This is a genomic window from Spiroplasma endosymbiont of Atherix ibis, assembly GCF_964020005.1.
Classification (GTDB): Bacteria; Bacillota_I; Bacilli_A; order Mycoplasmatales; family Mycoplasmataceae; genus Spiroplasma_A.
Genome location: NZ_OZ026474.1, coordinates 781,033 through 805,721, shown reverse-complemented (window position 1 = coordinate 805,721; position 24,689 = coordinate 781,033). Strand labels below are relative to the sequence as shown.

Here is a 24,689-nt window from a genome sequence, read left to right as displayed (position 1 = left end):
ACATGGCTGTACCATTTAGAAAAACCAGTAAAGCTGCTAAAAATAAGAGAAGAAGTCACTTGGCTTTAGTTAGCTCAGCAATTATTTCATGTCCAAACTGTGGAAGTATGATTAAACCCCACAGAGTTTGTCGTGAATGTGGTTACTATAAAAATAAAGAAGTTAAAAAAGTTGATTAATTAATAAAATAGAGCACTTATTTAGTGCTTTTTTTGTACTTTGTTAGAAAATATTATTATTTTTAAGTATTAATTATTTTTTGCAAAATTTGTCGATTAATTTTCTAGGAGAAGAAAATATGGCAAATAATATTAAAGAAATATCACAAAGAATTATTCCTTTATCAGCACTAAATTCACTAAATGAAAATGGTTTCAATAGTATTTCATATGAAATAGATGAAAAAACATTTTATGAAATAGTTGAAAATTCAGATCCTTGATTATCAGTTAATTTACTTAGAAGTTTCTATTTTTACTATAAAATATACTTAAATAAATATTTTATAAAACCTTTAATTTTTAAAAAAAGTTCCTCGATTAATGAAATATTAGAAAATGAAAGAAATTTAAAAATAAAAATCGATAAAATAATAAACTTTTTAGAAAGAAAAATAATTCATTAAAAAATGTCTGTTTTGGGCATTTTTTTAATTATTTTGTGGGAGCAAAAAATTAAAAAATACTTGATTATGTAATAAAGTGGTATATAATTGTATATGTGTGGGAGAAAGTGGGGGGATTATTTATGTTATTTGGAAAATTTGAACATAATTTAGATGATAAATCTAGATTGACAATACCTTCAAAGTTACGTAATAATTTGGGCGAACTTGTTTATGTAACTAGAAGTATTGATGGAAATTGTTTAGAAATTAGAACACCAGAAAATTTTAAAGAATGATATAGTGAATTAAAGTCACAAAGTTCACTTTCTTCTTCAACACGTACTGTAGTTAGAACAATTTTTTCAAATACTGATGAATTATCAATAGATAATGCAGGAAGAATTAAACTTCCATTAAATTTATTAGAAGAAGTTGGAATTACAAAAAATGTTCAAATCACTGGGGCTGGTGAATGAATAGAAATTTGAGATAAACAAAAGCATCATAATTATGATAAAGATGCTAAAAATCAGCTAGTAGATGCAGCTGAGAAATTGGGCGGAGTAAATTAATGGCACAAGAACATACATCTGTTTTACTTAATGAGTCTATAGAAATATTGAATATAAAGAATAACGGAATATATGTTGACTGTACTCTTGGGCGAGCAGGTCATAGTGCAGAAATTTTAAAAAAAATAGATCAAGGACATTTATATGCAATTGATCAAGACGAAGAGGCAATTGCAATAAGTAGAAAGAAACTTGAAATTATATCAAGTAATTTTACTATTTTAGAGGGAAACTTTGCAGATATTAAAGTATTGCTTTCTTTAAAGGGTGTAAAAAAAGTAGATGGTATTTTATATGATTTAGGAGTATCAAGTCCTCAATTTGATAAAGCAGATAGAGGATTTAGTTATCGTTTTGATTCAGAATTAGATATGAGAATGGATCAAAAAAATACAAAAATCACTGCAAAAAATGTAGTTAATAGCTATGATGAAAAACAATTAGCTGAAATTTTTTTTAAATATGGAAATGAAAAATTTTCATGAAATATAGCAAAAAAAATAGTTGAAAAAAGACAACTAAAAGAAATTAAAACTACTTTTGAATTAGTAAATATTATAAAAGAGTGCTTACCTCAAAAAATTCTTAAACAAAAAAAACATCCTGCAAAAAAAGTTTTTCAAGCTTTAAGAATATATATTAACAATGAACTTGAAGTATTAAAAAGATCTTTAAGTAATTCATTAGAATTATTAAATCCAGGAGGAATTATTGTTGTAATAACTTTTCATTCCTTAGAAGAAAAAATTATTAAAGATATTTTTAAGACTAAAACAATATCAAAAGAGGACAAATTCTTAAGTAAACTTCCTGTTTTTGTGGAAGCTAAAAAAGATTATGAACTTGTTATTAAAAAACCAATTTTACCACAAGAAAAGGAATTAGAAAAAAATAGGAGAGCTCATAGTTCAAAACTTTGAGCAATTAGAAAGGTAGGCGAGTAAAATGTACAATGAAACTTATGCAGCAATTGAAATTAGCAAAAAATATATTAAATTTGTTGTAGGTAAATATAAACAAAATATTGGATTAAAAATTGTTTTTAAAGAAAGAGAAAAAAGCAAAGGTAATTGACTTACAGAAAATAATGATATAGTTGATACAAATCTTGTTGCTCACAGACTAATAAAAATGATAAATAAATATGAATCAATGTATAAAGAAAAAATTAAAAGAGTTTCAGTTGTTTATCCTACAGGAACACTTCAAATTAAAGAAGCTTCACCAAGCATTTTTATTGAAACTCCAGATAAAATAATAAGACCAGATCATATTAGAACTCTTTATAAAGATGCAAAAAGAGTTATTTTTAGTGATAATCAAATTGTTACAAATATTAAACCATATGAGTTTAGATTAAATAATTCTCACAGTGTTGCAAAACCACCAATAAATATAAAAGCAAATATCCTTTCTATGAATGCAAAAGTATATACTGCAGAAAAACATGTTGTTGATTCATTTGATAGAGTTTTAAAAACTTTAAATATAGAAAAATTAACTGTGGCAAGCCAACTATATTCTTTGGCAAAACAATGTAACGAAGGATTAAACTTTAGACACACATTTACTTTAATTAATTGAGATTGAGATTGAGTAGATATTGGATACTTTTCAAGAGAAACTTTGGTAAAAAAAGAGACTATAAATTTTGGTATAAAACATATTATTGAAAATTTAGCTACTAAAATGGCATCAAAATTTGATATTTCAAATAAATATATATTTAAACTATTAAATTTTTCTTCAACAACATTAGATAACATAGTTATTTATAGAAAATATATATCTAGTGAAAAAAGAACATATGAGTTAAAAACAATAGATATTAAAAAAATGTTGCTTGAAGAGTTAAATGTAGTTATTGATAAAGTTGACGTATTAATTGAAAGAGAAATGAGTGCTGTTAAAAACTTTAAAGTTTATCATACAGGTAAAATTACTGAAATTGCAGGATTTGAAAAAATCTTATTAAGAAGTAAATATAAAAATATTTCAGAAGCATATTATTCATTAGTAACTGGTGCAAGTGAAATTTGAACAACTTCTCTTTGTGGAATTATCAAGCATTCTCGAGCAATAAATAAAAATCAAAAAGAAATAAGAACAAGTACAGAAATTTATCATATGCCATTTTTGGATAATCCAAATCAAGTTCAAAACTATCCAAGAATGCAAGGAATGCCTATGTCACAAAATAGAGCAATGACAGAAAAAGAATATATGATGCAAAATCAACAAATGAATTATCAACAAAATCAACAAATTAACCAGCAATTCAATCAACAAATGTTAGTTCAACAAAGTTATCAAAATAATGAAAACTTTTTAAAAAATGGTATTATTAATACGCAAAGAAATAAATAATAAGGTGAGGAAAGAAATATGTCTACAAAATTAGAATTTAATCAAAATGCCAAGATTAAAGTAATTGGTGTTGGAGGAGGAGGTTGCAACGCTGTTAACAGAATGGTTGATGATAACGTTCAAGGTGTTGAATTTATTGTTGCAAATACTGATGCTCAAGTTTTATCTTCAAGTACTGCTTCAACTAAAATAATTTTAGGTCAAGAAGTATCAAAAGGATTAGGTGCTGGAGCAAATCCTGAAATTGGAAAACAAGCTGCAATTGAAACAGAAGAAGAAATTAAAAAAGCATTACAAGGATCAGATTTAATATTTGTTGCTGCAGGAATGGGTGGTGGAACAGGTACTGGTGCTGCTCCCGAAATAGCAAGAATAGCTATGGAAACTGGAGCTTTAGTTATTGCTATTGTTACAAAACCATTCAGATTTGAAGGAAGATTAAGAAATTCTTATGCTGTTCAAGGGTTAAATGAATTAAGAAAGTATGTTGATTCAATTATTGTTATTTCAAATGATAGATTATTGGAAATTATTGGTGGAATTCCAGTTCAAGACTCATTTAGAGAAGCTGATAATATTTTGAAACAGGGAGTTCAAACAATTACAGATTTAATTGCAGTTCCTGCTGTAATTAACTTAGACTTTGCTGATGTAAGAACTGTTATGAAAGGTAAAGGAAATGCTTTATTTGGAATTGGAATTGGTTCAGGAGAAGATAAGGCAATTGAAGCTGCAAATAAAGCTATCACATCATCTTTATTAGAAACTTCAATTCGTGGAGCTAAAGATGCAATTATTAACGTAACTGGGGGAAAAACTGTTTCGTTAAATGATGCATATGATGCAGTAGATATTGTTCAACAAGCAAGTGGAGAAGATGTAAATATAATTTTTGGTATAGCAATAAATGAACATTTAGATGATGATCTAATTGTTACTGTTATTGCAACAGGATTTGATGATGAGTACATACCACCAAAAATTATAAGTGATAACTCTTCACAAAAATCTAATGAAAAAAAGCATTTATCAAGTCAACAAGCTTCTTATCAAAAAGAACCAATTGAAACTGTTTATGAGCAAAGAACTTCATTTATAGCAAATCAAGATAAAAGACCAGAATATGTAAAACAAATGGAAGAAGAAAATAAACAAGATCAAGATAGATTGGTTCAATGAAATCAAGAAAATGTTGATTTAGAACCTAAAGTTGCACAAAAAATTGAAGATTCAGTTGAAGATGAAGATTTTCCAACATTTTTAAGAAAAAAATGATAAAAATATATAGTTTATTTTTATCAAATTACATAAATTTCATATTTTAAATAAACATATAATGTTTATTTTTTTTATTTTCTTTCTTATATTGTTGAAATTATAATAACCTTTTGCTATTATCTATATAGGCAATGAAGGAGACCAAAAAATGCAAGTATTATCAAATATTAAAAAATTTAATAATCCGATTGCCTTTTTTGCGTTTTCTACATTGTCATTTAAAAATAAGTTTTTTAAAGATAATGCGAACTTAAATATTAAAATGGCTATGTTATGCGCAAAACAACACATGGCGAAATGATCGTAATTGTTTATAGATAGACAATGTTTTAAATGATATTTACAATAAAAAACTGATTTTATTAATGATATTTATTATTTAAAAGAGTGATTTATTTTATAAACAGTTAGGATTTATTATGCCTGTACTTTTTAAAAATAGATTACTCTTTTTTTATGAAAAAATTACACTCGTAGTGTAATTGCAATAATAATTGCAGTTATTGTAAATACCAAGCAGACTAATAAGGTTATTTTAGAAATTCTTCTTAAAAAACCTTCCTCTTCTGATAAAGTAGTTTGATATCGTCTTCTTGCATCATTATAAAACTTTGCAACTTGCTTATTTTTGATTCAACCTATAATTAATCAAATTAATATAGCAAGTAAAGCAAAAGCTGTTATAATTCACTCAGATTTTTCTAAGCTTTTAAAAACAAAAATCCCAATGATGAAACTAAAACCAATAAGAAATAAACTTATTGAAACAGCAATTAGATAGTCATATCATCTTAGTTTCTTTGAATCTATATATTTGGTTTGTGAACCAATTGGATCTTTAGAAATTTCACTAACTTTATCTTTTACTTGTTGTGAATGAGCTTGTTTCTCATTCTCACGTAAATCTTTTAATTTTTGAAAATTACTTGTTTTATTTTTATCTTTCACAGTATCACCTTAATATTTATTATATAGGTTTTATAAGATAAAAATAAAATAGAAAGGACAACTTAAACTTATGGAAACAAAAGTTAATGGCTCAGAGTCAAACAGTGATAAAAGTAAAAACTCCCTTTTGGAAATGTTTGATGAAATTAGTTTAACTGAAGAAGTTAAGCAGACAAAAACTAGCCATTGAAATACTATAAAAAGTGTATTTAGACGTTCAAATGCATCTTTTGATGAATTTATGCAAAAAAATCCACTTTTATCATATTCTATTAAAAGAATAATTTATGCATTTATAACGTTATATATTGCAATTGCATTTGTGTTTGTAATATTAAGAATTGTGACTACTGATGGTGCATATTTATCAGATATTGATTTAGCAAAACATGGTATTGTATATGGTACTCCAGAATATGAAAGACTACTAGAAAATAGAATGAAAATGTTTGGTGTGTTTGGACCAATGATTCAACAAATGTTTATTTATTTAAGAAATATTACACCATTTATACCTAAAACAATTCTTCAAAATCCTATAATTGATGATCAAACTCAAGCTATAACAGGAAATCCAGTTACAATGTGATTTTATTTAGGAGTATTTATGAATAAAGCTAGTGGTGGTGTTCCTGGAACACTCGTTCAAGATGCTTTTGCTAAATCAATTCCTATATCATTTAAAATTGGAGGAATTGCTGTTGCATTATCATATTTTTTAGGAGTACCATTAGGTATTTTAGCTGCTAAAAATAAAGAAAAGTCAGCTGATAATGCAATTAATGGAACAAGCTTAATTATTAGTGCTATTCCAGCATTAGTTATAATAGGTTTGTTATATAAAATGTCAATATATGTATTTGGAGCTCAAGGATCATTTGAAGGATCAAATTTTGAAACAAAAATATGGATAGTTATTGGAGTAATGTTATTAATTATGCCAAAAATTATAGTAGATACTAGAAGATTTGTTTTAGACGAAATGACTGCTGATTATGCTAAATTTGCATTATCAAAAGGATTAAGTGAGAAATATGTTTTCTATGTACATATTTTTAGAAATGCAGGAGTTAGATTAATTAAAACTCTACCAGAAGTATTTATATTAACATTATTTGGATCAAGTATATTAGTGGAAAGACACTGATCAGTTGATGGTATGAGTAAATTTATTCTTAATGGTGTAGCTAATAAAGATACATTTGTTGTTTTAGGATATATATTTGTATCAGCTTCAGCAGGAGTATTCTCAAGTCTAATTGGAGACTTGCTACTTGCTACATTAGATCCAAGAATAAAATTAACAAAATAGAAGGGAATTATTTATGGAACAAAAACAATATACAAATGAAGAAATGAATTCTATAGATGGTTCACTCTTCAAAATAATTGGTGCAAAGCACGAAGAAGCAGAAAAAATTACAAATAAACCATACAGTTATTGAAAATCAGTATTTGCTAGAGTTAGCAAATCAAAAACATTTATTATTTCATTATTTTTATTAATAGTAATAATTATAATGGCATTTTCAATTGGTATTGGTAAAGAACCTGTACCAATTGAAAGACCAGGATTTGACTATGAAGCACCAAGCTGACAGCATATATTTGGTCTAGGGCAATTTGGAGAAGATTTATGAACTAAAATGTGAATTGGAGCAAGAACAACATTGATATTTACTTTCTTTATTGCTTCAATTCAAATAATATTGGGAATATTATTAGGTTCAATTTGAGGATTTTTCTCAAAATTAGACTTAATATTTATTGAAATTACAAGGTTTTTAACTCTTATTCCTTCACTAATCTTATGATTAATAATTATTTTCTTATTTGGAGGAACTACATCGATTCCAGTATTAATATTTGGTATATCACTTACCAGTTGAATTACTTTAGCAGCTGTTATTAGGGTTCAAATTATGCTTGTAAGAAATGCTGAATATAATATTGCATCAAAAGTATTAGGAACACCAAGTTCAAAAATTATTAGAAAAAATATTATGCCAAAGATTTTACCAATAGTTATTCAAACATCAACATTTGCAATACCAACAGCTATAGCTATTGATGCATTACTTGCATACTATAACTTCGGATTTGTAACTAATACATTAGATCAAGCGTCTTTAGGATCAATATTAAATGAATTGTTATCTGGATCAGATTGAGAAGTGTATCCACACTTATTAATTATTCCTGTAGCATTTGTTGGGGGAATATCATTATTATTCTTCTTGGCAGGTAAAGTATTTGCCGATTCATTAGATCCTAAAACACATAGATAGGAGATAAAAAATTATGAATAAAGAAAATAGAATTATATCTGTTCGTGATATGGAAGTTAAATTCCAAGTTAGAGGTAATTTTTTAACTGCTATTAGAAATGTTGATTTAGATTTATATGACCAAGAAATTCTTGCAATTGTAGGAGAATCTGGAAGTGGTAAATCAGTTATTACAAAAACGTTTACAGGTATGTTAGAAGCAAATGGTTGAATAAGTAATGGTTCAATAGTTTATAGACCAAATAAAGAAACATTAAGCGATGAAAATCCTTACTTTAAAGAACCAATTGATATTGTAAACTTACAAAGTCCACTTATTTCAAAAGATGTTATTAAAAGTATTGTTAAAATAAATAATGAAAAAATTAAAGAATTATTAAAAGAAATTAAACAATTATATAAACTAAATCCTAAATATAAAGGCAATTTAGAAAAACAAGAATTAACAAAAATTAGATTAGAAAAATATATTGAACAAGAACAAAATGAAAGAATTTTATCTGGTTTAAATAAACAATTACAAAAAATAAAAGAGGAATTAGAATCTAGCTTAATAGATGAAGATAGTATTTTATCTATCAAAGAAATTAATAATAACAAATATAATTTATTATTATCAAAAAGAAAAGAACAATTAATAGCTCTTCAAGAAAATATAGGATTTAGATCAAATAATCGACATGCTAATAGAGTTATTAGACATAATTTAAAAATTAAAGCTATAGAAGAAACTATAAAAATAATTAATGATAATTCATATAGAAATAAACTAGTAGCATTAAAACTTGAAAATATCTTAAAATTAGAAATGGATATTAATAAAGTTAAACCATTAAATATGAAAATTAGAAATACTGTTTCTAAAATTATTGAAATGATTGAAAAATTCATTGAAACAAAAGAAGTATGAAATGATGAGCAAAAGAAATATGTACTAAATTATTTCTTAGATAAAAAATACTTAAATAGATTTGAAAATGAATTGCAAACTATATCTTTGTCAATAATTCAAAAAAATACTTTAGATAAAGATCATTTTCACAATATTTTAGTTGACTGAAAAAGAATTAAACACAGTGATATGGTAAATAAAATGAAAGCTCTAAAGGAAATTAGAAAATTAAGAGGTAAAACTATATCAACAATTTTTCAAGATCCTATGACTTCATTAAACCCACTATTACCTGTTGGTTTTCAAATTACAGAAGTATTAAGAAAACAAATACGATTAAATAGAAAAGAAGCAAAAGCAGAGGCTATTGAATTATTAAGAAAAGTTGGAATTCCAAATCCAGAAAAACGTTTTAAAGATATTCCTGGAAGATATTCAGGGGGAATGCGCCAAAGAGTTGTTATTGCAATTGCTCTTGCTGCAAGACCTAAAATATTGATTTGTGATGAACCTACAACAGCACTTGATGTTACAATTCAAGCTCAAATTCTTGATTTGATTAAAGAATTACAACAAGAATATAAATTCTCAGTAGTATTCATTACTCATGATTTAGGAGTAGTTGCTAAAATAGCAGATAGAGTTGCAGTTATGTATGCTGGACAAATTATTGAAGTTGGAACAGCAAGAGAAATCTTTGATGATCCAAAACACCCTTATACATGAGCACTATTATCTTCATTACCTCAATTAGGTAAAAAAGGTGACGATTTATTTTCAATTGAAGGAACACCTCCATCACTATTTAATGAAATTGTGGGAGATGCATTTGCTCCAAGAAATAAATATGCATTGCAATTAGATTATATTAAACAACCACCAATGTTTAAGGTTTCTGAAACTCATTTTGCAAAAACATGATTGCTTGATCCAAGATCTCCAAAAGTAGAAAAACCAAAAGTTTTAAATAACTTAAAAAAACGAATAGAAGAAGCAGAAAAGGTAGGATAAAACTATGTCAACAAATAAAGAAGTACTTTTAAATATTAGGGATTTAGTAATTGAATTTCGAAATAAAGGTAAGAAATTTAGAGCTGTTAAAGAAACTAGTTTTGATATCTACAAGAGAGAAATATTTGGTTTAGTTGGAGAATCTGGAAGTGGAAAAACTACAATTGGTAGAGCAATAGTTGGTGTACAGCCTTTAAAAGACGGTGCTATCTATATGGATGATAATATTGTTGCTGGTCGCCCAACAAGTTTATATAAATTAAATAAAGAAATTTCTAAGAAGTTAGAAAATATGTCATATAAAATGAATATAACAACAAGAGAAATTCAATCAAGAATTGATGGATTAAAAGCTTTTTATGAAAAATTTTTAGAAAATCAAAGAACTTTAAATAAAGAAGAATTAGAAAAATATGTAAAAAGTTCAAGATTAGATTATTTAAAAAATATTTTATTAGAAAACTTAAAATATATAAATTCTATTATAAAAAATGAAGATAGAATGATTAAATTTATAGATAATTTAAATTATTATGTACCTAAAGTTTCAAAAAAACTTGAAAGTTCAATTCTTTCAAAACTTAAAGAAACAAAAAAAGCAATTATTTCTATGAAAGATAATGCTGATGAAATTTATTTACAAATAAAAGAAATTAAAAATTATAGAGAATCAATTCAAGAAGTATCTGCTGATAAAGTTGATTTAGTTGTTAAAAAAATTTTAGAATTATGAAAAGTTATTACAGATAATCACAAGGAGTTTTTATCAAAACTTTCTTGAGCTAAATCATTACAGTTTCAATTAAAAGCTCTTTCTTCTCCTATGAGTAAAAGAGAAAAATATGTTAGTTATTACAACTCATTAATTTATGTAAAAAGAAGTGAATTTTTTGAGGAATGTAAAAAACAATTTGAAAAAATGAAACAAGAAGGAATAGATTCATCTGATAAAGAATATAAAAAATTGGAGTACTTTATAACAGATTTTTGATCAAAGAAAAATTTAAATTTAAAGGCATGTAAGAAAATTTTAAAATCTTTATCAGAAGAAAAAAATGTAAATGAAGAAATTAATTTATTAATTTCAAAATTAAAAAATACTGATTTTGAAAATTCTTTAAAAGAATTAGTTTCTAATGAAAAAAATATAACTGATAAAAAATTAGAATCATTAAAAACTGAATTTGAGTATATATCAAAAATAATAAATAAAAATATTATTAAAGATAAAGAACTAATTGAAACATATTATTCTTTAAAAGGTATAGAAAATATGTATACACCAGAAGAAACTGAATCATTTATTGATTTAACAGAATTTTTAGAATTACCTTCAATTGATGAAATAATTAAAGAATCATTCTTATTTAAAGTTCAATCAAAAGAACAAAAAAGAGAAAACAGAAAAAATATACAAATGATTTTCCAAGATCCAGGTTCATCGTTAAATGATAGAATGGCAATTGAAGAAATTATTGCAGAGGGTATGGAAAACTTCCCAGAACTTTATAAAAGTGAAGAAGAAAAAGAGTTATATGTAAAAGAATTTAATGAATTAAATCCAAATGAAAAAATCACATTTGATGATGCAACTCCATCTAAAGTTAAAAAAAATATTATTTTAAAACTTGTTAACTCAGTAGGATTACTTACTGAACACTTATCAAGATATCCTCATGAGTTTTCAGGGGGTCAAAGACAACGTGTTGGTATTGCAAGAAGTTTGGCAATGCAACCAAAAGTTATTGTTGCAGATGAACCAATATCTGCTTTAGACGTTTCAATTAGAGCACAAGTTTTAAACTTATTTAAAAAGTTTCAAGAAAAATTAGGTATTACTTATATTTTCGTTGCTCATGATTTATCAGTTGTTCGCCATATTGCTGATAGAATAGCTGTTATTTATCATGGACAAATAGTTGAAATTGCACCAGCAGAAGAGTTATTTAAAAATCCTCTTCACCCATATACTAGAGCATTGCTATCTGCAATTCCTATACCAGAACCAGAATTAGCTAAAAAGGCAAAATTAGTTGTTTACAACCCAGAAGAAGAACATAAAGATTACATATTTGATATGCCATATTTTAAAGAAATAAGAAAAGATCATTTTGTATGAGCTAATAAGAGAGAAATTAGTGAAATTAAAAAATCACTAAAAAAATAAAACAACGAAAGGAAGAATAAAATGTCAATATGATATAAAAAAACATTAGGATTACTTGGATTAGGGTTAGCAATAACAATGATTTCATCTTCAGTTGTTTCTTGTGGTGTAGCTTCTTTTGATGCTATTTTAAACAGATCAGTTTCAACAGATAAATATTATACAAATTATATAGCAAACTTAACAAGTTGAAATACAGCTCATTCAATGCAAGTATCAGATTCACTTATTTGATCAAATACTTATGATACTTTTCTATCTACAGATCAATATGGAAGAATCTTTGGTTCTCTTGCAGTAAGTGAATTTGGAGAGCAAAGTTATGAGTCTAAGAAAAAAATTTTAACAGTAGGTAAATCTGAAAATGATTCTAAAAAATGAACTTATGCTTTAAGAGAAATGAATTGAGTTGATAATAATGGAAATGTAGCGTATAAAAATGCTGACGTTGTTGAGGGAGTTAAAAATGCAGCAAAATATGCATTAAATCCAAAAAATAACTCAGATGTTTCTCTTTTATGAGTTTCCTTTATAAAAGGAGCTAAAAAAGTACAAGAATTCTATTCTAAAGGTGAAACAGCAAAAGTAGAACAACTTATTAATAGTAATGAATTTGGTATACAAAGTGGACAAGAATGAAAAGGACACAAAACAATTGTTTTTGAACTTACTAAATCAGCTTCTTATTTCGAGAGTTTATTAACTTATTCAGTATTTTCACCAATACCAGATACTTATAAAACAACTGTTAATAGCTATAAAAATGCTTTATTTAATGGAGCTTATTATGCAGTTAAAGCTGATCCAAACTCAGAAATAGTTTTAAAGAAAAATCAAAATTATGTTCTAAAAGATAGTACAAATATAGAAGAGTTACATTTTAGTTATTTAGATGATGGTTCTTCATCAAAAAAAAGAACATTATTTGAATCAGGTTCTAGTAGTTCATTTGAACTTAAATCTGATGATTTAAAAGGATGAGACAAATACATTGGAAAAGGTGAAGAGAAATATTATGAGAAACCAAATTTTGGTTCTGCATATGAAACTCAATCTCCTGATAAAGCTGGTTCATTTTTGATAATTTATAACTATTATAATTCAAACATTGATGATGGTTCATTATCATCAAATGAAAGAGAAAATGCTTTAACAGCTTCAAAATTGTTACAATCATCTGCTGCAAGAGCATATATTTCAACAACTTTAGATAGATCAGAAATGGTGAGATTTTTCTCAAAAACAATTGATCAACCAAATCAAAACTCACAAATGTTAAGAAATACTTATACAGGAACTGGAGTTGCTGCTGATGAAAAGCTAGTTGATTATACAAAATATATTGCAGCTCAATATGAAAGTAATTATAAAAAAGTATCTAAAACTATAACTGCAAGCAATGATTTAACTGCATTAGATGATGGTCAAGATCCATTTAAAGATAATTCAGAAAAATTAGTTGGTAAAACTAAAGAACAATTAAAAGAGGAAATATTAAAATTTATAAAAGAAAATAATTTAAAAACTCAAAATGTAAAAGGTTATAATGGACAAAGAGTTGTTTTGAAACTTATTTTAAATCCAAAAAGTAATACTTTACAAAATCCTTATATTAATTTAATGATAAAAAAATTTAATTCAATTAGTGATAATCCACTTTATATTGAAACTAAGACTTTATCATCACAGGATGAATATCTAACAGCAGGATCAAAGGGAACAACTGATTTATATATGTCAGGTTGATCTCCTGATTATAAAGATCCATCTTCATTTTTAGAAACTATAGTTTTAAAAGGACCTTATTCAGGATATAATGGTACTTCAAAATTATTTGAAGAAAAAAACAAATTAATTGAAGAGAAAAAACCTGTTATAGGTAATAATTATAAGCTTAAAAATGAAAGTTTATATACAACAGAAACTAAGGATTTATTAAAAGTTTTTGAAGATTATTCAGAAGATTATAAAAAAGTAGATACAACAAAAAATATTGTTACAGAAAGATATGAAGGTTTTGCAAAGTTAGAATATGATTTCTTTTATAGAAACTTCTTAGCTTTACCTACATTTACAAAAGCTATGCCAAAAGTTTGAACAGTTAGTCATTTAACTCCATATAAAAAATCATATGAATCTTTTGGAATTGCTGAATTTAAATTTTATAATGTAACTATGGATGCAAAACTTAGAAATAGAGAAGAATATATAGAATTGCTTAAAAAATATAAAGAAGAAAAATTAATAATATCTTTAGATTGAAAAAAAGGCAGAAAAGGTGCTCATTGAGCAAAAGAAACAGATATTAATGGTCAAGAAATTTAAAAAAATTATAATTAATATTTAAAAAAATCTACATATATGTAGATTTTTTTTATACTATTAATTAAGTAAAGGAGTATTAAATTATGAATAAACTTTTAATTCAAAAAATTATTGATTTGCTAAATAATAGAAATAGAAATAATTTTCATATATATAAAAATAATGGTTATATTAATTTATTAGGTTTATATCAACAAGCTATTTTTGAAGAAACAAATGATGAAGAAATTATGAAATTAAAAATTAAAAATTTTAAAAGAGTTGAATTTAAATCTTTTGATTCAAAAAATTTAGTTGGTATTTATCATCTAAATGAAAAGAAAAGTAAAAAGTGAATTGTAGCTTGTCACGGATTTTCTTCATCAAAAGAGTCTTCTGCAATAGCAAGTTATTATTTTAATAAATTAGGATACAACATTTTTTCTTTTGATTTTAGAAATCATGGAGAATCTGATGATGCACTAATAACTATGGGAATAAACGAGGAAAAGGATTTACTAAGTGCTTTACAATATGTAAAAAAAGTTCTAAAAGCTAAAGAAATTAATTTAATTGGCTTTTCAATGGGAGCACATACAGTAAATAGATTTGCATTATCAAATGAATTAAAAAAATATAATATTAAATTCGCTATTGCTGATTCACCTTATTTTGAAACAAATAAAGTTTTAAAAAAAATAATAAACTCTATAGGTTGATCTGTAATAGGAAATATTTTAGATAAACTATTAGTTGAAATTTATAAAGTATATAATAATAAATATAAAATTAATATAGAAGAAGATACATTAACTTATAAACTTCCATTATGTAAAAATACATTTCCAATACTTTATTTACATTCTAAAAAAGATATTGTAACAGATTATCGAGATAGTGAGAAGTTTTATAATTTAAGAAAAGTTTTAAAAGTAAAAGACTCATTAAATATTTTTCAAACAGGTGAACACATAAGAACTCAAATATTGCATACTGAAATGTATTGAAAAATTGTTGAAAATTTTATAAATAAAAAGTAAAAGGGCAGAATAATAATGAAAAATAAACAAATATGTGTATCATTAGAAAATGTTTCAAAAATTTTTAATAAAACAAATTTAGCTATAAAAAAAATAAATTTAAAAATTTATAAAGGTGAAGGTGTAGCAATAATTGGTCCAAATCAATCTGGAAAAAGTGTTTTGGGAAGATTAATTGCTAGTCAAATAAAACAATCTGGGGGAATAATTGAGTATAATTTTGAAAATGATAATGTTATTGCAAATATTGGTTTTCAATTTAGACAAACAACATGACCAATGGGGTTTAAAGTTAAAGAGGTTTTTAATTTATATAAAAATATTTATAATGTTAAAGATAAAAAGTGATTAGATAATTTAGTTCAAGTTTTTTGTATTGAAACAAGATGAAATAAAGTATTAACTTCTTGTAATACTTCTTGATTACAATTATTTTCAATTGCTTTAGGGATAATACACAAACCTGAATTGCTTGTTCTTGATGAAGTTTCTTCTTCAATAGGATTAGATTTTAAGATCAAAATATTGAATTTTTTAAAAGATTATAAAAATGAAAATAATGCTACTTTAGTTATTATTTCTCCTGATGATGCTACTTTTGAAATTCTTTGTGAAAGAGTTATTGTTCTTGAAACAGGATTCATTATATCTGATGACTATATAACAGATTGAAATAAAAATCTTACATTTGAAAAGTATTCATTGAATATAATGAATGCAATAAAACAAAATGAAATTACAGTTAAGCCTGATCAACTTTTTAAACCAATACTTAAAAAGTTTGAGATGAATGTTGAAAAATTTAGAGAAATTTATAACGCTTTTTTAGAAAAAAATATGAATTATGAAGATGAAAATTATATTATTGAAATAAGAAATATATACTTTCATTTAAATGAATTACACAATATATTAAATAGTTTACTTTCAACAGCAATGAATAAAAAAAGTATTGATCAAGTAATTTGACACACTAAAACACTTATTAAATATTTTAAAACTATTAAAAAGAAAATTAGCAAGTTGGAACCAAAAATAGAGTATAAAAAATCAGCAATGATATTTTTTAAAAATACTGAAAGCTTTCTAAAATATTTAGAAGAAGATTTATATAAAAGTTTTAAGTCTAATAAGTACATTGTATATGCAACTGAACTTACAGCAGCTCTTTCTAGAAAAGAATTAAAACAACTTTCAGTTTTAAAGAAAAAATATATTCAAGAAGAGATTAAGTTTATGAAACTAGAAAATAAATTCATAAAAAAACAGCAAAGACAATCAAAAACAACAAAATAAAATAAATAAAAAGGGAAGGGTTTAATATATGAAATCAACTAATTGAAATGTATTCAAAATTATATTTTCAATGCAAGTTTCAAATTATAAAAAAGATTTATTTGTAATTTTTTCAGGTTGAATAGTTACAATACTTACTCTTTTTATTTGATTAGCTTTTAAAAATGCTGGTACAGGAGCAAATGATAAAGGATTAAGAGTAGATGATTTTATTGTTGCAAGTGCTATTGGTATGAGTATTATTAGAAATTGTCTTTATAATTTTGTAAAAACATTATTTGATTTTAAATCTACATTATTTTTTGAAAAACTATTTTCAACTAGTATCTCCAAAACTTTTATATTTTTTATAATAATATTATTTAATCAATTAGTAAATATATTAGTAGCAGTTTTTATGTTTGCAATATCTATGATTTTTGTTGAACAAAGAGTTTTATTGTTAAATATTAATTGATTTATATTTTTATTAGGCTTCTTTTTAATGGCAATTTCATCTAATTTATTAGCTTTAGTTATTGTATTTGTTATAAAAAAAGTTGAGTGAGCTTTAGTAATTGCAAATATATTTTATTTTTTACCAGTATTTTTATTAGGTCTTGGTGTTCCTTGAAGTTTACTTGAAAATAATAAACCAATAATGATATTAGGTTTCTTTTTGCCTCAAAGATATTTTTTAAATATTATGGCATCAGGATGAGTTGGTGATATTCATATGCAAAAAAATCAATTTGGTTATGGAGGAAATTATTGAATAGCATATATTGTATCTATTGCAATTATAGTTATTTTAACTTTAATAATTATTTATATATTTATAAAAAAATTTGAGTATGAAAATAAGAAATTTCAAAAATATCAAAGTATGATGAAACATATGGCAATTATTTACAGTATTAAAAAAGAAAATTCAATTGAAGAATTAAACGAAATTATGAAGGTTAAAGAGTTAACCCAAGAAATTAAACAACAAAAGAAAATTTTAAGGAGTAAAGAGAAAAATGCTAAAAAAGAGTAACTCTATAAAATTAAATAATAACTGAAAAAGTTTTAAAAATTTATATTGATTAGCTATTAAAACTTTTATATATTCTCCTATTAATATGTTTTTAGGAGTTTTTCTAGTTATTTTTACTTTATTTATATGATTACTTTTTAAAGCTGATAATCCATTTCTTTTTGCATCTGCTATAGGAACACTTATTATTAGAAATGGAATTCAAACTTTTCACAGAACACTTGCAAATAATAAGAATACAGGTTTTGTACAAAGAATTAGTAATACAGGTTTAAATGGTTTTATTAGAGCATTAGCTAATATATTGGCAAATTTCACAATAAATTTCATTATAAGTATTTTATTAATGTCTTTAACTTTAATTTTTTTCAAAGAGCAAAGAAATCTATTTTCAAATGTTAATTGATCAATGTTTATAACTGGAGCATTTTTTTTATGATTACTATCAGTTTTAATAAGTTATTCAATTTTCATATTTGTTGATTCAACAACTGTTGGAGCGATTTATGCTTCATTAATTTATATTTTTGCATATAATTTATTAGGCTGTGCATTTCCATATGAAGTTATTGCAAGAATTAAATGATTAAATTTTATTCTTTATTTTTTACCTCAAAGATATATGATGAATGTAATGCAAGCAGGATGAGTTAATGCAAAAAAACTTGTTTTTGAAGGAATTGGAGAAAATCATCTCTATAAAGTCGACTTTAGATTAGGAGGTAATCTTACAATTCCTTATTTGGTGACTTTTGCTTTTATTTTTTTATTACTATTTTTCTTAATAACATTTATAATAACTAGAGTAAGGCAAACAAAAAAAGATATTTATGGAAATAGTGTTGTTGTACAATTGTCTACTGATTATATTAAAGAAGTCAAAAAATGTTCAAATATTGTAGAATTAAAAAAAATGAGAGAAAAACATATTAATGATAGAAAAATTAATTCAAATTATTTTAAATACTATGATACTAATAAAAAATCTAAGAAAAGAAGGTAATAAAATATGAAAATAATTAGTTTAGAAGAAAATAAATTAAACTCAACTGAAGGATCTATACTTAAATTAATTAATACTAATCCAGATTTTTTTTGTAGTCATTCAATTCAAGAAGTTTCAAAAAAAAGTAATGTGAGTCCTTCAACAATGACAAGGGTTTGTAAAAAGTTAGGTTTTAAATCATTTAAATCAACTCAAATGTTTGTTTATGAAAAATCACGTATGCAAAGTGGCTATTATAAATTAGAAGAAAATAATACTATTAATGACATAGTTCACAATGTTAGAGGAGCTGCAATTTATACAATAAATGAAACTTTAAATAGTATTAATTTAGAAGAAATTGAAAAAATTTCAAAAAAAATTTATTCTTCTAAAAGAGTAATAATATTTGGTTTAGAACAACAACAAATTAGTGCTAGTTCTTTTGTTTTAAATTTATCAAGAATAAATATAATAGCTCAAAATGTTTCAAATATTCATAATTATGTTCAAATAACTATTTTTTTTGATGAACATGACTTTGTAATTTTTGTTACAAGAACAGGTTGAACAAAGGAAATAATTGAATTAATTAAGTGAACTTATAATAAAAATATTCCAATATTAGTTTTAACAGCAGATAAAGAAATTACAAAAGAGAATTTAGAAAAAGAAATAGATACTAATAAAATTCATATGATTGAAACTCAAACAATAAGTAATGATAAAATTAAATATCCTTCAATATCTTCAGTTCCAGGCGAAATGATTATATTTGACTTAATATTTAATATAATTGTTAGTCAAAATGAAGAATTTAGAGAAAAATTCAAAAAAACAGCTGAAATATCATTAAATTGAAATTTTGAGGGCAAATTTTAATGGATAATTATGAATTAGAAAAAAAAATAAGAACTCTTGAAAAAGAATTAGAAAATTATAAAACAAGAGAAGAATATACAAAAATAGGTTTAGAAAGAACTAAAAATGTATATGAAATAGCAAGAAAAAATGCTGAAATAATAATTGCAAAATCTATTTCACTAGGTCAAGAATTTAAAAAAGACATTGAAGAAGTTATTTTAAATATTGAAGCAAATCCAATAGAGTTTACAAAATATTTGAAAGAATTTTTGGATAAAAATGATCATTTTTTAAATAAAAAAGATGAAAGTATTGAAAAATATCTTGATGAAATAATAAATACTTTAAAAAAGTAATAGCATTTCTTATTAAATTTTGCTATTTTTTTAATTTATAATTATCTTAAAGGAGATAATATCTATGAAAAAGTTACTTTCAATATTTGCAGCAGCTTCATTTATAGTATCATTAACAACATCAACAATTGTTTCTTGTTCAATAAAGTCAAAAAATTTGAACTCTCTTAATTATAATTGAAATCTAGGTTTTTTACAAAAAGTAAATCAAATGCAAATAATCAAAAAAATTGTAGAGTTTAATGAAATTAATAAGGAAAATTATCAAAATAAACAATTAGATATAGAAATATTGGCAAGTATTTTTTTTGATTATAACTCAATTAAAAAAATAGCAGATTCAGATGATAAAAAAACTCAAACTTATTCAGCAATTATAAAAGCTTCTAAAACTTCTAAAGTTATAAAAGGTGAAGTAATAGTTACTTTTCAATCTAATCAAGAAGCAATTGAAAATGCTAAAAATCCAATTAATCAAAAAGATTCAAATTTAATGGGTACTTGATGAAATTGAGGAAATATTTATCCAGTAAAAGACGATAAAGTTACAACTTGTAAAAAACAAAAAAATAATGAAAAAGAAAAATATTTTGGTTTAGAATGAAGAGAACCTTCTTTAGAAGCAATTATTAAAGCTAAAAATAATGATGGAATTAAAGTAAACCCTTATAATATTATTAATATTTCTTCATTGTATACAAAAGCAGGAAAATACGAAATTGATAGCTTAAATATTGATGATTTTAATCCAAATTCTAATGAAGATGTTAAAAAATATGATATTAAAAATTCAAAATTTTTAATTGATAGAAAAAATAGTATTGAAATGCACACTTGAGATGACAAAACTAAAATAATTACTTCACTTGGTGGAGCAACAGCTGACAGAATGATTTGAAAATGAAAACAAAAAAATGCTTTAAAAGATAAATTAAAAGACATTTTAACAACTTATGGTTTAGATGGACTTGATATAGCTCTTGCTGGTAAGACTTTATATAATAGAGAAAGTCAAGAAACTCTTTCTCAAGGAGTTAAAGAAATTATGGTTGAATATTGATTAGAAGGAAAGGAATTTTACTTAACTATTTCTTCTAAAATAGAATGACTTTATAGAGAAGCACTTGAGATAAATAAACCTACTATAATACCTTTTATTGAATCACTTGAAGGATGATATAAAGATATTACTTTACTTATGTACAATGTAAACAGACCAATTAATTTTTTTATAGCACCAGAAACCTTTACATTTACAAATAAAATAATTGAAAAGGGAGAAAAAATTAGATCAAAACTTTCACCAGCTATAGAAGATCCAGCTTATTTTTATGGAACTTTAAGAGGATTTTTGGATTCTAATTGAAATAAAAGTTCAAAATTTTATAATTTATCAAATAAACCATTAAGAATTGGAGCTGCAAGTCCTCAAACTTCAACAGCAAGTGCTTTAGGCTTTGAAAATAATAGTAAATTAAGTAATTTATCAATAGCTTTACAAAAACTTTATGAAGACTCAAAAGAATTAAATAAGCAATTTACAAAAAAAATAATAGGACTTAATTATTTTGGAATAAATACTTATCAAATATTTTCAAATAACTCTTCATCAACTACTCAAAGTGCAAATGAACATATAAAAAAACCTACAGCTTTTAAATATGGATCAAATTTAGATTGATTTATTAATGAAAATATGAAACAATGATATAAATAATAAAAATAAGACAAAATTTAGATATATGCTTTTCACAGAGAGTTAATGGTTGGTGAGAATTAACAAAAGACTATTTAAATTATCACTTATTTAATTAGCAGAAGAAAAGTTAAATTTACTTAGTAGAACTGCTCGCAAGGATAGCGTTAACAATCTAATTAAGATGAATAGACATATTATTTTTTTGTGTTTATTTAATTAGGATGGTACCGTGGTAAAACGCTCCTATTAATAGGAGCATTTTATTTTGAAAGGAATTAATTAATATGGAAAAAAATTATAAAGATACTTTACTTATAAATCAAACAAGTTTTGATATGAAAGCAGATTTAAAAACAAAAGAACCAGAAATTCAAAATACTTGAAAAGAAAAGAAAATATATAACAAAAAAATTGAAGCAAATAAAAATAAACCAATTTTTATATTACATGATGGACCTCCATATGCAAATGGAAATATTCATGTAGGACATTCATTAAATAAAATTTTAAAGGATTTTATTGTTAGATGAAAAAATCAAATTGGTTATAGTTCACCATATATTATGGGGTGAGATACTCATGGTCTTCCAATTGAAACAGCAATTACAAAAACAGGTGTAAATAGAAAAACAATGTCACCTGTTGAGTTTAGAAATTTGTGTAAAGAGTATGCATTACAACAAGTTGCAAATCAATCAGAACAATTTAGAAGATTTGGTATTTTTACAGATTATGATTGCAAATATATTACACTTACAGATGATTTTGAGTTAAGTGAATTAAAATTATTTGCAAAAATGGTTGAAAAAAACTTAATTTATAGAGATTTAAAACCAATTTATTGATCACCTTCAAGTGAATCAGCATTAGCTGAAGCTGAAATTGAATATGCTGAAATTAAATCACCAACTATTTTTGTAGCTTGTCCAATTATAGAAAATAAAGATTTTAAAGATACTTGTTTAGTAATTTGAACAACAACACCATGAACAATTCCTTCAAATCAGTTAATTGTTTTGGGAGAAGAATTAGAATATGTTAAATTAAAACCTGAAAATGATCAAAGATACTTTATTATTGCAAAATATTTAGTTGAATCTGTAAGCGAACAAATTGGTTGAGAAAATATAAAAATTATTAAAATTTTTAAAGCAAAAGAATTAACAAATATAACATATCAACATCCTTGATTTAAAAATAAAACAGGATTTACAGTAATTGGACATCATGTTACAAGTGAAGCAGGAACAGGTTTAGTTCATATTGCTGGGGGATTTGGAGAAGATGACTTTGAAATTGTTACAAAAAATAATATTAAAGCTTTTGCACCAATTGATGATGAAGGAAAGTTTGATATAACTATAAAAGATTCAAGATTAGAAGGAGTTTTTTATGAAGATGCTAACAAAATCATAGGAACTACTTTACAAGAAAAGGGTTTATTATTAAAATTAAAATTTGTAAAACATTCATATCCACATGATTGAAGAACAAAAAAACCAGTTATTTATAGAGCAACTCATCAATGATTTGTTGGTCTATCAAATGTAAAAAAAGAAATTGATAAAGTTATTGTTAAGAGTGTTCAAACAAATCCAGAGTGATCAAAAGAAAGATTGAGAAATATTATTAAAGATAGAAATGATTGAACTATTTCTCGTCAAAGACTTTGAGGTGTTCCAATTATAGCTTTTTTTGATAAAGAAAAACAACCTCATTTAACAAAAGAAATTGTTGATTTTGCAATTGAAGTAATATCTAAAAAAGGTACAAATTCATGATTTGAATTACCAGCAGATGATTTTTTACCAAAACAGTTTAGAGGACTTGGCTGAACTAAAGAAACAGATATTCTTGATGTTTGATTTGATTCAGGAAGTTCAAATTTGGCAATAGAACAAAATTTTGGTTTGCAAAGACCATATGATGTTTATTTAGAAGGAAATGATCAATATAGAGGATGATTTAACTCATCTATGATTAATTCTGTAATATATGATGGAAAGCCTGCCTATAAGCAATTAATTACTCATGGTATGACAAATGATGAAAAAGGTAAAAAAATGTCTAAATCAATTGGAAATACAATTGATCCATTAGATATAGCAAATGATTTAGGAGCAGATATATTAAGACTTTGAGTGTTTTCAACTGATTTTACAGATGATCAAAGAATAGGAAAAGATATATTAAAGCAAGTATCAGAATCATATAGAAAAATTAGAAATACAATTAGATTTATATTATCTAATTTAGTTGATTTTGATCCTAAAAAAGATTATCAAAAAGAATTAACAGATGTTGATAAATTTGCTTTAAACAATTTAACATTGATAAAAACAAAATTTTTTAAAACTATGGAAAATTATTCATTTAATAGTGGTTATAAATTAATAAATAACTATGTAGCAAATGATCTATCAGCATTTTATCTAGATTTTATAAAAGATATTATTTATGTTGAAGCTGCAAATTCAATAAGAAGAAGACAAGTACAAACAGTCATGTATGAGCAACTTTGAGCATTACTAGATATGTTAAAACCAGTTTTAATTCATACTGTTGAAGAAGTTTATCAACATATTCAAAATATTGAAAAAGAAGAATCAATTCACTTATTAGATTTAAGAGAGCAAAATTTCTTACAATCAGAGGATTTTAACTCTAAATGACAAAGTGTTTTAGATTTACGTGATGATGTAAACGAAGCGTTAGAAAAAGCAAGAAATGAAAAAGTAATAAAAAAAGGATTTGAAGCAGTTGTAAGTTTAGAATTAAAACCAGAGTTTGATTTTATTAAGCAAATTACTGATTTACATCAAATTCTAATTGTCAATTCAATTAAATTTTTAGACTTTAAAAAACAAATAAATTCTAAGGTTGCAGATGTTAGTGTAAAATTAAAACAAGGACTGAAGTGCCAAAGATGTTGAGCTATTTTTGATGAATTAAAAGAAGATATTTGTCAAAGATGTTTTGATGTAATTAATTAAAGGT

Annotated in this window: 20 protein-coding genes; 19 read left to right on the top strand and 1 reads right to left on the bottom strand. The window is 24.4% G+C overall.

Annotation, left to right across the window (positions count from 1 at the left end):
• Window positions 1–2: 2 nt before the first annotated feature.
• The 6 genes from rpmF (at window position 3) to ftsZ (ending at window position 4,824) form a co-directional block, all read left to right on the top strand.
• Entirely contained in the window at window positions 3–179 is a 177-nt protein-coding gene (gene rpmF, locus AACK92_RS04345) for a 50S ribosomal protein L32 (RefSeq protein ID WP_020836573.1), read from the top strand.
• 119 nt (window positions 180–298) lie between these two features.
• Window positions 299–625, top strand: a complete 327-nt coding sequence (locus AACK92_RS04340; RefSeq protein ID WP_339020474.1) for a hypothetical protein — start codon at window positions 299–301, stop codon at window positions 623–625.
• 122 nt (window positions 626–747) lie between these two features.
• Window positions 748–1,179 (top strand): division/cell wall cluster transcriptional repressor MraZ, encoded by a 432-nt coding sequence (mraZ, locus tag AACK92_RS04335; RefSeq protein WP_339020473.1) that lies wholly within the window; start codon window positions 748–750, stop codon window positions 1,177–1,179.
• Window positions 1,179–2,123 carry a 16S rRNA (cytosine(1402)-N(4))-methyltransferase RsmH gene (gene rsmH, locus AACK92_RS04330; protein ID WP_339020471.1) on the top strand — a complete coding sequence of 315 codons (945 nt, stop codon included), beginning with the start codon at window positions 1,179–1,181 and terminating at the stop codon, window positions 2,121–2,123. Before mraZ ends, rsmH begins: the two co-directional genes overlap by 1 nt.
• A 1-nt stretch (window position 2,124) precedes the next feature.
• Window positions 2,125–3,546: a hypothetical protein gene (locus tag AACK92_RS04325; RefSeq protein ID WP_339020469.1), complete on the top strand. Its 1,422-nt coding sequence runs from the start codon at window positions 2,125–2,127 to the stop codon at window positions 3,544–3,546.
• 18 nt (window positions 3,547–3,564) lie between these two features.
• Window positions 3,565–4,824 carry a cell division protein FtsZ gene (ftsZ, locus tag AACK92_RS04320; RefSeq protein ID WP_339020467.1) on the top strand — a complete coding sequence of 420 codons (1,260 nt, stop codon included), beginning with the start codon at window positions 3,565–3,567 and terminating at the stop codon, window positions 4,822–4,824.
• A 465-nt stretch (window positions 4,825–5,289) separates the two neighbouring features.
• On the opposite strand, the gene AACK92_RS04315 is transcribed toward ftsZ, so the two are convergent.
• Window positions 5,290–5,772, bottom strand: coding sequence for a hypothetical protein (locus tag AACK92_RS04315; RefSeq protein ID WP_339020466.1), 483 nt, complete (start codon window positions 5,770–5,772; stop codon window positions 5,290–5,292).
• A 70-nt stretch (window positions 5,773–5,842) separates the two neighbouring features.
• On the opposite strand from AACK92_RS04315, the gene oppB reads away from it, so the two are divergent.
• The 13 genes from oppB to ileS all read left to right on the top strand — a co-directional run bounded on the left by oppB (window position 5,843) and on the right by ileS (window position 24,685).
• Window positions 5,843–7,084: an oligopeptide ABC transporter permease OppB gene (gene oppB, locus AACK92_RS04310; RefSeq protein ID WP_339020465.1), complete on the top strand. Its 1,242-nt coding sequence runs from the start codon at window positions 5,843–5,845 to the stop codon at window positions 7,082–7,084.
• Window positions 7,085–7,097: 13 nt separating this feature from the next.
• Window positions 7,098–8,060 (top strand): oligopeptide ABC transporter permease OppC, encoded by a 963-nt coding sequence (gene oppC / locus AACK92_RS04305; RefSeq protein ID WP_339020463.1) that lies wholly within the window; start codon window positions 7,098–7,100, stop codon window positions 8,058–8,060.
• A 13-nt stretch (window positions 8,061–8,073) separates the two neighbouring features.
• Window positions 8,074–9,963 (top strand): oligopeptide ABC transporter ATP-binding protein OppD, encoded by a 1,890-nt coding sequence (gene oppD, locus AACK92_RS04300; RefSeq protein WP_339020461.1) that lies wholly within the window; start codon window positions 8,074–8,076, stop codon window positions 9,961–9,963.
• Between the two features lie 4 nt (window positions 9,964–9,967).
• Window positions 9,968–12,130 carry an oligopeptide ABC transporter ATP-binding protein OppF gene (oppF, locus tag AACK92_RS04295; protein ID WP_339020459.1) on the top strand — a complete coding sequence of 721 codons (2,163 nt, stop codon included), beginning with the start codon at window positions 9,968–9,970 and terminating at the stop codon, window positions 12,128–12,130.
• Between the two features lie 21 nt (window positions 12,131–12,151).
• Window positions 12,152–14,455, top strand: a complete 2,304-nt coding sequence (locus AACK92_RS04290) for an ABC transporter substrate-binding protein (protein WP_339020458.1) — start codon at window positions 12,152–12,154, stop codon at window positions 14,453–14,455.
• 83 nt (window positions 14,456–14,538) lie between these two features.
• Window positions 14,539–15,474 carry an alpha/beta hydrolase gene (locus AACK92_RS04285; RefSeq protein ID WP_339020457.1) on the top strand — a complete coding sequence of 312 codons (936 nt, stop codon included), beginning with the start codon at window positions 14,539–14,541 and terminating at the stop codon, window positions 15,472–15,474.
• Window positions 15,475–15,489: 15 nt separating this feature from the next.
• On the top strand, window positions 15,490–16,770 hold the full coding sequence (locus tag AACK92_RS04280) for an ATP-binding cassette domain-containing protein (RefSeq protein WP_339020455.1): 1,281 nt from the start codon (window positions 15,490–15,492) through the stop codon (window positions 16,768–16,770).
• 28 nt (window positions 16,771–16,798) lie between these two features.
• Complete coding sequence (locus AACK92_RS04275; protein ID WP_339020454.1) at window positions 16,799–17,788, top strand: ABC transporter permease; 990 nt, start codon at window positions 16,799–16,801, stop codon at window positions 17,786–17,788.
• The gene (locus AACK92_RS04270) at window positions 17,772–18,791 is read left to right on the top strand and encodes a hypothetical protein (RefSeq protein WP_339020453.1); all 1,020 of its coding nucleotides are present in this window, start codon (window positions 17,772–17,774) and stop codon (window positions 18,789–18,791) included. The genes AACK92_RS04275 and AACK92_RS04270 overlap by 17 nt, the downstream gene beginning before the upstream one ends.
• Window positions 18,792–18,797: 6 nt before the next feature.
• Window positions 18,798–19,655, top strand: coding sequence for a MurR/RpiR family transcriptional regulator (locus tag AACK92_RS04265; protein ID WP_339020451.1), 858 nt, complete (start codon window positions 18,798–18,800; stop codon window positions 19,653–19,655).
• Window positions 19,655–19,993, top strand: a complete 339-nt coding sequence (locus AACK92_RS04260; protein ID WP_339020449.1) for a hypothetical protein — start codon at window positions 19,655–19,657, stop codon at window positions 19,991–19,993. Before AACK92_RS04265 ends, AACK92_RS04260 begins: the two co-directional genes overlap by 1 nt.
• A 64-nt stretch (window positions 19,994–20,057) precedes the next feature.
• On the top strand, window positions 20,058–21,710 hold the full coding sequence (locus tag AACK92_RS04255) for a hypothetical protein (RefSeq protein WP_339020447.1): 1,653 nt from the start codon (window positions 20,058–20,060) through the stop codon (window positions 21,708–21,710).
• Between the two features lie 266 nt (window positions 21,711–21,976).
• Window positions 21,977–24,685 carry an isoleucine--tRNA ligase gene (gene ileS / locus AACK92_RS04250; protein ID WP_339020446.1) on the top strand — a complete coding sequence of 903 codons (2,709 nt, stop codon included), beginning with the start codon at window positions 21,977–21,979 and terminating at the stop codon, window positions 24,683–24,685.
• Window positions 24,686–24,689: the final 4 nt, after the last annotated feature.